This is a genomic window from uncultured Campylobacter sp., assembly GCF_938045595.1.
In the GTDB taxonomy this organism is placed as follows: Bacteria; Campylobacterota; Campylobacteria; order Campylobacterales; family Campylobacteraceae; genus Campylobacter_B.
Window position 1 is genome coordinate 1 of sequence record NZ_CALIBB010000040.1, and the last position, 11,666, is coordinate 11,666.

Genomic DNA, 11,666 nt, shown 5'->3' on the forward strand with positions numbered 1-11,666 from the left:
AAATAAGCACCCTGCCAAATACTCCCGCAGATGCGTGTACCTTTGCAGCGAGCGCAAACTCCGAGCGCGTAAAGCTCAAGCTCGTCTATTCCTACGACGGCTCGAAATTTAGCGGCTCGCAGTCTCAGCCTCACGGGCGCGGCGTCGAGGACGTGCTGCGCGCGGCTTTGGGGCGAGTGGGGATCTTTGCGCCGCTCATCAGCAGCTCGCGTACCGATAAAGGAGTGCACGCGCTGCGCCAGGTAAGCTGCGTCGAATGCACCGTGCACTGGGAGCTGTCGCGCCTAAAAGAGCTCATAAACCGCCACTGCGCGCCCTATATTTTTGTGCAACACATCAGCCCGGTGCCGCGCGATTTTCATCCGCGTTACGACGCCGTGGCGCGCTGCTATCGCTACGTTTTAAACCACGAACGCCCCAGCCCCTTTCTTAGCGATTTTTGTGTGTTTTATCCGCGCGTAGATCTTGCCGCGCTCAATGCTGCGCTTGCAAATTTCATCGGCGAGCACGATTTTAGCGAGTTTATGAAAAGCGGCAGCGACATAAAAAGCCCTGTGCGCGAGCTCTACGTCGCGCGCGCCTACTCTTTTAGAAATTTAACCTTGATAAATTTTAAAGCCAACGGATTTTTGCGAGCACAGGTGCGGCTGATGGTCGCAAATGCCCTAAAGTCCGTGCAGAGCGGGCGCAAGATCAGCTTCTCGCGAGCGCTTAGCAGAATCCCCTTTCCGCCGAACGGGCTGTATCTTAGCGGCGTGAGTTATTAAGACTTGAAATTTATAGCGTTAAATTTTATCCACGGGCGTTTGGATTTCAGGCTTAGAATTTTATCGCGGTAAAATTCCGCATATCAGAGCAGATCGCCACCCTACTTTAATATTAAATCGCCTGCACCACGATGTGTAAAATCGTAAATTTGCGCGAAATTCGATCTGTTTTTATTAGAATTTTATAGAAATTTAGCAATACTTTCAAACATTTAACTCAAAAAGGAGCAAAGATGAAAAAATTTTCTGTTGCTTTGGCCGGTTTGGCCTTACTAGCTAGCGTTTCAGGCGCTAAGGAGTTCATCAATATCGGCACCGGCGGTATGACCGGCACCTATTATCCGGTAGGCGGCGCGATTTGCCGCTTGGTAAATATGGATAAAAATATGAAATGCTCTGTGCAATCGACGGGCGGCTCGACATATAACGTCAATAACGTGCTTAAAAAAGAGCTAAATTTCGGCTTCGTTCAAAGCGATGTCGTCTATGATAAGTACAACGGTACGGGCAAATTTCAAGGCGCGGCGGATAAAAATTTACGCTCCGTAATTTCGATCTATCCGGAGCTTTTGGCTTTCGTAGTTTCTAAAGAGAGCGGCATCAAAGCTTACGGCGACGCTGCGGGCAAAAAGATCAATATCGGGAACCCAGGTAGCGGCAACGAGCTAACCAGCACTATAGTTTTTGAAAACTACGACTTCGATCTTAAAAAGCTCGCCCAACACGGCGTCTTAACCGCGCAAGAATGCCCTATGGCGCTAAAAGATAAGAAGATCGACGGATACTTCTACGTCGTAGGACATCCGACCGCAAATATCACCGATGCGGCGACTTCGCTCCCTATCGACTTAGTCGGCATCGACGATGAGCATATCAAACAAATTCTAGAAAAATATCCGTATTTTGCCAAAGGCGTGATCCCTGCGAAAATGTATGACGGCGTAGATCACGATACGCAGACTATCGGCGTAAAGGCTGTGCTCGTAACTGACGCTAGCCAAAGCGATGAAGCGGTTAGAGCGGTAGTTAAGGCGATACTTGATAATTTCGATGAGTATAAAAAGCTACATCCTGCACTAAATTTAGTAAGCAAAGAATCTCTTTTAGAGGGGCTTAGTGCGCCGCTTCATCCTGCGGCAGAGGCGGTGTATAAAGAAGCCGGACTGCTGAAATAGGCTAGTTGATGGAGAAATCTACACAAAACGACGAGCAGGTTTTAGAGGTAAAAAGTAGAGAATTTACCTCTAAAAAGCTCTTCTGGCTCGTGACGCTGGTCTGCTTCGCGTGGTCAGTCTTTCAGCTTTATATCGCGTATTTTACGCTAAATACAAATATCGCACGCTCGATCCACTTGGCGTTCGCTGTTTTTATAATTTTTTCGCTTTTTCCGTTTCGCCCGCGCTCTAAGGCGCATTTTTATATCCCGTTTTACGATTATATTTTATTAATCGTCGGAGTCGCCGCGATCTTGTATCCTGCGATAGAATTTAACGGGCTAGCGCAGCGCCCGGGAAATTATCTAACCAGAGATATCGTAGCAGCCTTTATCGGAATTTTCATACTCTTTGAAGCAGGTCGTCGTATGATGGGACCAGCGCTTGGCATTATCGCTTTTACCTTCCTTCTGTATTGTTACTTCGGCCCCTATATGCCAGATATCATCGCGCACCGCGGCGCAAGCTTTGAACTGCTTGCAGGGCATATGTTTTTAACTACAGAGGGCGTATTTGGTGTGCCGGTAGGGGTCAGCACCAGCTTCATCTATCTGTTCGTGCTATTCGGCGCGCTTTTGGAGCGAGCCGGAGCGGGGCAGTATTTTATAAACGTGGCGTTTGCGATTTTGGGCCGCTTCCGCGGAGGACCCGCCAAGGCTAGCGTAATCGCCAGCGGACTAACCGGCATGGTAAGCGGCAGCTCGACCGCAAACGTCGTGACGGTGGGTACCTTTACGATCCCGCTTATGAAAAAAGCGGGGCTTACCGCCACTAAAGCGGGTGCTATCGAGGTCGCCGCAGGCGTAAACGGGCAGCTTATGCCGCCTATTATGGGCGCCGCGGCGTTTATCATCGCGGAATTTTTAGGCATGAGCTATACCAACGTAATGATCGCGGCGGTGATCCCCGCCTTCGTCTGCTACGCGGGGTTATTTTTTATCGTGCATCTGGAAAGCTGCAAGCTAGGGCTTCGCGGCAGCCGCGATTACGCCAAGGTTTCAAAGCTAAAAATTATATTTAGCGGCATTCATTACATAATACCGATTTTGGTGCTTCTTTTTACTCTATTGATTCTAAAAGAAAGCGCGATCTCTGCGGCGTTTAACTCGATCTGCGTGCTGTTTTTGATAATGATCGTACAAGAGCCCGCTAAAAAAACGATATTTGGCGAAAAGGTTAGCAAGTCCGATTTTATCGTAGGTTTCGTAGATATCTTTTGGGCTATGGTGGGCGCTGCTAAAAACATGGTCACGGTCGCCGTAGCTACCGCGCTAGCGGGCATCATCATCGGCTCGATCTCGCTTACCGGGCTGGGACAGGTTCTTTCAGAGCTCGTAGAAGCAGTCGCAGGAAACAGCATAGTGCTGATACTTCTGATGACTGCGATAATGAGCCTGATTTTGGGCATGGGGCTTCCTACGACGGCGAATTATATCGTCGTTTCAAGCCTGATTGCGCCAGTGATTTTGATACTAGCGGGCAAAAACGGCTTTTTGATCCCTGCGATCGCGGTGCATCTTTTTGTCTTTTATTTTGGAATTTTAGCCGACGATACCCCGCCAGTGGGTATCGCAGCATACGCTGCGGCGGGCATCGCAAAGGCAAATCCGGTAACCGTGGGACTTCAGGGCTTCGTGTATGATCTGCGCACCGCGGTGCTCCCGTTTGCGTTCTTTTTCAACAATAAGCTGCTTTTGATCCAAAGCATCGGCGATCCGATGGATTCAAAGAGCATCGTTTGGATCAGCGATCCACTGCAAATCGTGCTGATTTTTGCCACGGCGATCGTGGGTATGTTTGCCTTCAGCTCCTCGCTGCAAGGCTGGTTTGTAACAAAATGCAATCCACTAGAGCGCCTACTATTGCTGCTAATAACGCCGCTAATGCTGGTGCCTAATATCTGCGCGAAATTCATAGAGTTTATCCCAAGTGAATACGCAAGTTATGGCGTCGGCGCTGCGATATACGTGCTGATCTTCGCTAAACAGTGGTTTTTAAGGCCTAAGGACTCGGGTGATACTCACGCCGAAAATAGCGTGCCTGCGGCGTAAATCCAAATTTGATCCCGCTAAATTTTAAATAAATTCGCGGGGTCTTATTAAATTTATCTTCTTATTTTGTATTCTTGCGCCAAGATTTTAAATTTGGATCGACTCTTTGCTCTAAATTTAAAACCTCGGCAGATTGTGCTGTGCTGATAAATCTAGTTTAAATTTAAATTTTATCGTTTAGCTCAAATTTAAAGCCGTTGATATGGTGCTGATAAATCTAGTTTAAATTTAAATCCGCCTATATAAACTACTCAAAATTTTAAATTGCGCCGAAGCGATTATGCCCCTTAGTAAGATAAATTTATTCATACGAAGCTACTGTGTTAAAAAACGTCGCATATTAATCCCATGCTGGTCTATAATTATCGCAAGCCGCAGGATGCACGAAATCAATAGAGCAAAGCCGTTTTCGCGTTGCCGCTTGTAATGCCTTCGATAGTTTAAAATATACACGTCCACAAAAGCGAAAATGATTCTTAAAGCAGACAAAATCAAAAACTGTGCAAAATTTCTTCAAAACGATTTGATAATTAATGCCGGGCGTTATAAAATTTTACTTATTTACAGCAATTTCTTGATTATATGCTGTATTTTATTTAAAATAATTTTTATGAAAATATCGATGGAATGGGGAATTATTAGTGAAATTTAATTCTATAAAAATACTTTAATAATTAATATTAAATTTATCCGCTTTGAGTTATAATCCGCGATTAAATTTCAAAATAGAGGAACAAAAATGCAAAAAGATATGTATTTTAAAAAGGCGAAATTTATCGCATTATCGATATGCGCGAGCGTTTCGATTTTATGCGGCGTCGAAGGCTCACACCTAAGCAGTGACGCAAATAGCACGAATCTTGGCGAAATCGTAGTAAGCGCGAGCGGCTTTCGCCAAGATATTAGGCAGGCGCCGGCCTCCATTTCCACCTTGGATAATAAAGAGATATCAAGCGGCAGCTTCACTTCGCTGCACGATATCGCGAATAAAATGCCTGGCGTCAGCGTTATCGCAGGCGACGACGGCCCGGCAAGCGGGATATCCATCAGAGGAATGGAAAGCTCTCAAACCCTTGTGCTTATCGACGGCAAACGCGTAAGTTCCGCGGCGGCGAACCCAAAAGGCGGAGCGGGCGATATGAACTCGAATTTTATCCCGCCCGCAGGAGCGATAGAGCGTATCGAGGTGATTAGGGGACCGATGAGCTCGCTTTACGGAAGCGATGCGGTAGGCGGCGTGATAAATATCATTACGAAAAAAAATTTTTCTAAATTTAGCGGAAGCGCCGCCATATCTACGGCTATCCAAGATCACGAGGGTATCGGAAACGGTAAGATGGGCGAAGCTTACGTCAATATTCCCTTCGGGCAGTATGTGGCACTTCAGCTGTGGGGATATAAAAAGCTGCGCGACGAGGACGGCTATAAGGGAGGCTATCAGAAGAGCGATAAATCGGATTCTAACGTCAAGCTTTGGCTAACGCCGGATGAAAATAATAAATTTTACGTTCAAACCGGAAGGCAAAATCACGATTATTCAAGGACTCTTGGTAAAACCGCCGTTTATCCCAACGCGCGTGGATTAAATCACTATAAATATAAAAGAGAAAATCACGGCGTCGGATATTTGGGTGAGTTCGAGAGCTTAAGTGCTGATATAAGTTATTTTTGGGATAAGACTCGCCGTACGAGCATTTTTGATAGCCTTTCTCCCGCAATCGTAAAAAATAGAAATTTTAATTCCAAATTTACGACTTATCTCGGTATAAATACGCTTACCTTCGGCTACGATTTTAGCAAACAGGATGTGCAAACGACTTTCATCGTTTCAAACGCGAATAGGCAAAATTTACGCTCTCCGCAGCGATTTTCTATGAACGAGCATGCGGGATTTTTAGAGGATGAGATCGAAATTTTGGAAAATACGCTATTTTTAACGCTCGGCGGCAGGCTCACGCATAACGAATACTTCGGCAACCACTTTTCTCCTAGAGCCTACGCGACGTTTAATATAGGCGATGCTTGGACGATCAAAGGCGGCGTTGCAACCGGTTATAAAACTCCCGACGTCAATCAAATTTCGCCTGAAGTAGGCACGATTCAGGGCGGCTGGAGGATTATAGATTTCGGTAACAAGGATTTAAAGCCCGAGAAAAGCACGACCTACGAGATCGGGCTTTATTACGACAATGCAGACGATCTGCGCGGCAATATCACGCTATTTAAAAACGACTTCAAAGATAAAATTTTAGATACCGATGGCAGCAATATCAATAGGATTCCCGCTTACGGAGGCTGCGCCGGCGCACCGAGCGTTAATTGCCCGGGTTGGGGAACGTATTTTAATATAGAAGGAGCCGAGGTTTACGGCGTTGAGCTGAGTGGCGATTACGATATTACTAAGAGGCTAAATTTCAAGGCGAACTACACCTATAGCCACTCCGAGATCGAAACCGGGGATCCTACGATCTATACGCCAAACGGCGCCGTTAAATTTAGCCAAACCAATCTTAGTAGGCTGGATGGCAAATCCCTGACCGCTACTCCGAAACATGCCGCACATGCGACGCTTAGCTATAGGCCGATCGCTCCGCTTTCTACCTTTATCGGTCTTAATTACGAAAGCGAGCTTACAAGCGTGCAATTCGGTCCGGGCAATAGGGTTAGTAAAAACGACAAAAAGCTTTTTACTACGGATTTGGGCGCACAATACGATTTAAACGATAATCTGAGTCTAAATTTAACCGCCTACAATATCTTTGATAACGTCCGATACGACGAGGGTCTTGCGGACGACGGCAATTACTATTGGTATCCCGAGGAGGGCAGGAGGTTTTGGTTTAAGGTAAACGCTAAATGGTAAGCCCAAAGAACTTCCTTGTGGTATTCGACGCACTCTTTTTAGTATGCTTATTCGCTTGCGATCTGGGGGCAAAACCGCCACAAAAGATTGAGCGGGTAAGTGGAGCTGCGCGCGAAATGTTTAACGTGAGCGATTTTATTCTAAAAAGCAAGAACGGCGAAAAATATAAAATTTTTATAGCTCGCCAAAAAAATGTCGCTCGCTACGATAGGGTAGTTTTTATGGTTGATGCGAACGCGCAAGTTGCTATGTTTTTAAACTCGTATGCGCAAATTTACGCAGGTTTAAATAGCGCGAAAGAAAATGCCGAAACCGGGCCTAAATTAAATAAAACCGTCCTTATAGTAGGCATCGGATACGACAGCCCGCTAGCGTATGATACTAAGCGTCGCACGAGAGATTTAACGCCCGCGGCGAGCGGCGAAGAATATGCAAACGGCGGCGGCGCGGCAGAATTTTACGATTTTGTAAAAGATAAATTATTGCCGCTCGTGGATCGAAAATACGCCACGACGCAAAGCGATAAAATTTACTTCGGACATTCTTTTGGCGGGCTATTCGGGATTTATGCTTTGCTGCGCGACGATGGGATTTTCGACGAGTTTTTTATCGCCTCGCCTTCGTTGTGGTGGGGCGAATCACAGCTGATCAGAGATGCCCTAAACAAGGGAAAACTTAGATCAAATTTAAAAGCGAAATTCATAATGCTCGTTGCCGGCTCGCGTGAAATGCGTAAAGGAAAAACCGATAAAGCGAGAATTTTAAAAGCGGCCGATCTAGCTGAAATTTTAGAAGCAAGGGGGCTTTCTTGCGAGTTTAAGCTCTACGAAGGCGCTTCGCACGGCGAAGTAATCCCATTGGCTTTGCGAGATTTAGCGCTATTTACGCAAAGATAATCTTCTATTTAGCCGGTAAAGTCTTAATCTAAACCCGGCTCGTTTTATATTTGCAAGCGTAAGACCGAGCGGCGTAGGCTCGCTGATCGCGCCGAAACGCGTCGCCGGATTTAAGAAATTAAATTTTAAAGCTCTTTTGGCTAGTATCGCGCAAATTTAAAGGAGCGAAAATGCAAAGTTTCAAATGGCAAATTTCAAAGCGGCTCAAGCAGGCGATGCGCGAGCGAGATATCGATAATCTCGCGCTCGTGCGGCGCACGGACGAGCTGTATTCGCGTTCGCACCCGGGCCACGACGAGGATATGCGCGCCGAAGTTTACACGGTCCTGGACGAATACGCGCCCAACGTCGATATTGAAATTTTTGATCTAGTCTGCAGGGTGCTCGGCGTCAAAATAGAGCTAGGCGAGACGCTTGATTGATAGTCGTCGCCGGATTTTACCCGTGCCGCAAGGCTAAATTTAGCGCTATAATAAATCGCAAAATTCTACCTAAAGCCTAGCTACAGAGCTTGCTTAAGTAAATTTTGCTGCAAAATTTCGCCCAAACCTAGAAAGATTAATATCTATTTTAACTGCAAAGTGCTAAATTTAACGCTAAATTTTAATCCGAGGTAAGCTTTGAACTACTTAATCCAATTCAGCGTGATTTTAGGGATATCTTTTGTTGCGGAGATTTTGGCGGCGCTCGTGCCTGTGCCGATCCCCGCTAGCATCTACGGGCTAGTCATTATGCTTTTAGCCCTGATCTTCAAACTCATCAAAGTATCGCAGATCAGAGAAACCGTGTCGTTTTTTATGCAGATTATGCCTGTGATCTTCATCCCGGCGGGCGCTGCGATCATCATCGCAGGCGACGCGCTACGCCAGCATCTTTTCGCAATCATCGCGATTACGGCAGTCTCTACGGTAGTAGTCATCGGTGCAAGCGGCGCGGTAACGCAGATCTTTTATAAAATCGCCCTCGCCCGCGTTAAGCGCAGGCTTTACGCAGCCGCGCACGAACAAGACGGCGTGAATACAAAGGGCGTGGATGCGAAGCTGGAGCGCGAAATTTTATCCGGAGACGACAAAAAATGAGAGAAATTTTAATGAACTCCGCTTTTTTCGGCGTGTTTTTGTGCCTGGGCTCGTTTGAGCTGGGACTTTATCTAAAAAAGCGCTTTAAGCTAACTATTTTCAACCCGCTTCTAATCGGTATCGTGCTTACCGTCTGCGTGCTTTTACTCTTTAAAATTCCATACGAAAAATTTAACGCGAGCGCCTCGCACATTAGCTTTTTCTTAACGCCGATTACCGTCTGTCTAGCCGTGCCGCTATACGAGCAGCTGGCGCTTTTGCGAAGTAATTTTTTAGCTATTTTCGCAGGACTGATTTCAGGTATGATCGCAGGGCTAGGCAGCATCTATGCGATGTCGGTGATATTTGGGCTAAATCACACAATGTATGTCACGCTACTACCGAAATCCGTCACAGCGCCGATCGGTATGGGTATCAGCGAAAGCTTAGGCGGCATCGTGACACTAACGGTGGCCTGCATCATCGCTACGGGCATCATCGGTAGCGTATTTGGCGAAGCGCTACTTAAAATTTTTGGCATCAAAAAGGCGATGGCAAAAGGTATCGCCCTAGGCTGCGCGAGCCACGCGATGGGAACGGCGCGCGCTCTTGAGATCGGTGACGTAGAGGGCGCGATGGCGTCTTTAGCAATGGCGGTTACGGGACTTCTTACCGTCATCGGTGCCGGTATATTTGCACATTTCATCTAAGGAGAAAATATGATAATCTCGATCGCTAGACAAACGGGCGCAGGCGGGCGCGAAACCGCGCGCAAACTAGCCGAGCGCTTAGGCTACACCTATCTAGCCAAGGCGGATCTGCTCCGCAAAGCAGACGAGCTTGGCTGCTTCGAGCAGATGTATGAGTTCTACAACGAAATGCCCGTAAATACGCTACTTCAGGCAATATCGCACAACGAGCTAGCCAATGAGCAAAAACGCGATCGCATCGTAGCAATCTACGAGAAGATCGTCTCGGGCGGCAACGTTATAGTGCTTGGGCGCTGCGCCGGGTTTTTCTTGCGCGGACATCCGGATCTGCTGACGGTATTTTTACGTGCGAGCGATGAGTTTAAGCTTGCCAGATTAGAAAAAGAGGGCCATACCGACGCGCGCGAGTATATGGAAGAAAGCGACGCGGGCAGGATGAGCTTTCATCAATACTACACCAACCAAGTCTGGGGCGCGTCCGCAAACTACAATATCTGCATTGATACGTCGTATTGCGGCATCGATAATGCGGTAAATATCATCGAGTATCTAGTCAAACATCACATTGAAAAGTGATTTGCGCCTAAGAGCATAAAAGTGGAATTTATCTTTTCGAAGATGAATTCCACTTGATCTCGCAAACCCGCCCTATTTCTATCGTAATTTAAAATTTACATCTTTTTTGAGCTTGAATTATATTTGCAAATGACGCATTTAGCTGTATTATAAAGCCTCTCGTTCAATGCGACATTAAATTCTAAACCGCGCTTTATCGCCACAAAACAGTAAAATTTAGCTAAAATTTGACGAAATTTAAATCCAAATTTAAGGAGATAAAATGCAAAGCAAAGCCCATCTATGCCCAAAATGCGGCGAAAACACGATCTATTTCGACGGCATCTGCCACTCATGCAGCCAAAAGCAGAGGCGAGAGGAGATTTTAAACCTAAGCGCGGACGAAGTGGAGGCGATGATCCTAAAAATCGCGAACCGCATCGACGAGATCGAAAAATGGCAGGAGATTTACAACGATTTTTGGGCGCTTTTTAGCCTACTGGGTATTCACGATCCAAGGATCGCGCGAGCCGCAGCAGCAGCGGAGATATACTGCCCGCCGGAGCTTTACTTCGGCGCGCCTAAGGACGTAAGAGACGCGCTCATAGCAAAACTAGACTCGCTACAAGACAATGCCAAAAACACTCTAAACGACCTACTGTGCGCGCTTGCGTGGCAGGGCGACGAGCAGACGACGCAGCTTTTTTACGAGCTGTATCAAAACCCGAGACCGTGGCGCCAAAAGCTCTACGCAGGCACTGAAATTTACGCGCAAATCGGCGGCTGGAGCTTTGATCGGATGGGCGAGCGCAAATCGCTCGTTTTTGATAAATGCCTTGCCGCGGTGCGCGTAAAAGATGGCGCGGAGAAAAACAGCGAGCGAGCGAGCGCGGAGATGAAAGCGCGAGTAAAATTTCAAATTTCAAAGGCGGCGCAGACGGCGAAAATTGCGAACAAAATGCGCAAATCGGCGCGGATAGAATTTCAAATTTGCACGCGGGCACGCAGAGTGCTCACGCAAGCATGGACGAAGACGCAAACGCGAGCTTGCGGAACGAGCGCGCGAATTTCAAATCAGACGCGCAAAAAGACGCTAGCAGCGGTTTAAATTTAAGCGAAAATGTAAAAAACGCTCGCGAATGCGCAAACCAAAACGCGGATGAGCCCGTGCAGATCGGCAGGCCTACGGGGCAAAAGTGCGAGTTTTGCGGCTGCGAGATGCTCGATATGCTGCGCCTTAAGGCCGATGAGCCGCGGCTTGCGTTTCTAAATTTAAAGCACGACGCGATCTTTCACTGCTGCCCGACCTGCGTCGGCTCGGTAATGTATTTTTGCAAATGCGGCGCGGACGGCGAGCTGCAGATGCAATGCGAGGGCGAAGGGATGGAGAAAAGCTGCTTTTCGCAGCATGATATGACGCGGCTGAGCGGTATTAAATTTAAGCTAAGCGGCGAAGTATCGCCATTTTACGGCTGCTTTAGCGAGCTTGACGTGACCGTGGGCGGCTATCCGCAGTGGGTGCAGGACGCCGCGTATCTGAGCTGCCCTAGCT

At 47.2% G+C, this 11,666-nt stretch carries 9 protein-coding genes and 1 pseudogene; all 10 read left to right on the plus strand.

The genetic code is table 11. The features are described 5' to 3' along the window. The first annotated feature begins 11 nt into the window (after positions 1-11). Positions 12-767 carry a tRNA pseudouridine(38-40) synthase TruA gene (truA, locus tag Q0340_RS01580; protein ID WP_363317240.1) on the plus strand — a complete coding sequence of 252 codons (756 nt, stop codon included), beginning with the start codon at positions 12-14 and terminating at the stop codon, positions 765-767. A gap of 233 nt (positions 768-1,000) precedes the next feature. After that, the gene (locus tag Q0340_RS01585; RefSeq protein WP_298081885.1) at positions 1,001-1,942 is read left to right on the plus strand and encodes a TAXI family TRAP transporter solute-binding subunit; all 942 of its coding nucleotides are present in this window, start codon (positions 1,001-1,003) and stop codon (positions 1,940-1,942) included. Positions 1,943-1,950: 8 nt separating this feature from the next. Beyond that, the gene (locus Q0340_RS01590) at positions 1,951-4,032 is read left to right on the plus strand and encodes a TRAP transporter permease (RefSeq protein WP_298081886.1); all 2,082 of its coding nucleotides are present in this window, start codon (positions 1,951-1,953) and stop codon (positions 4,030-4,032) included. A gap of 739 nt (positions 4,033-4,771) precedes the next feature. After that, entirely contained in the window at positions 4,772-6,895 is a 2,124-nt protein-coding gene (locus tag Q0340_RS01595) for a TonB-dependent receptor (RefSeq protein ID WP_298081887.1), read from the plus strand. Next, on the plus strand, positions 6,889-7,791 hold the full coding sequence (locus tag Q0340_RS01600) for an alpha/beta hydrolase-fold protein (protein ID WP_298081888.1): 903 nt from the start codon (positions 6,889-6,891) through the stop codon (positions 7,789-7,791). Before Q0340_RS01595 ends, Q0340_RS01600 begins: the two co-directional genes overlap by 7 nt. A gap of 170 nt (positions 7,792-7,961) precedes the next feature. Beyond that, positions 7,962-8,213 carry a hypothetical protein gene (locus tag Q0340_RS01605; protein ID WP_297896317.1) on the plus strand — a complete coding sequence of 84 codons (252 nt, stop codon included), beginning with the start codon at positions 7,962-7,964 and terminating at the stop codon, positions 8,211-8,213. Positions 8,214-8,411: 198 nt separating this feature from the next. Further along, positions 8,412-8,870: a CidA/LrgA family protein gene (locus Q0340_RS01610; protein WP_081451750.1), complete on the plus strand. Its 459-nt coding sequence runs from the start codon at positions 8,412-8,414 to the stop codon at positions 8,868-8,870. Next, the gene (locus Q0340_RS01615; RefSeq protein ID WP_005873245.1) at positions 8,867-9,559 is read left to right on the plus strand and encodes an LrgB family protein; all 693 of its coding nucleotides are present in this window, start codon (positions 8,867-8,869) and stop codon (positions 9,557-9,559) included. The genes Q0340_RS01610 and Q0340_RS01615 overlap by 4 nt, the downstream gene beginning before the upstream one ends. Before the next feature lie 9 nt (positions 9,560-9,568). Further along, complete coding sequence (locus Q0340_RS01620; RefSeq protein ID WP_298081889.1) at positions 9,569-10,135, plus strand: cytidylate kinase-like family protein; 567 nt, start codon at positions 9,569-9,571, stop codon at positions 10,133-10,135. A 262-nt stretch (positions 10,136-10,397) separates the two neighbouring features. After that, a pseudogene (locus Q0340_RS01625) lies at positions 10,398-11,666 on the plus strand (cytochrome C); the annotation flags it as partial.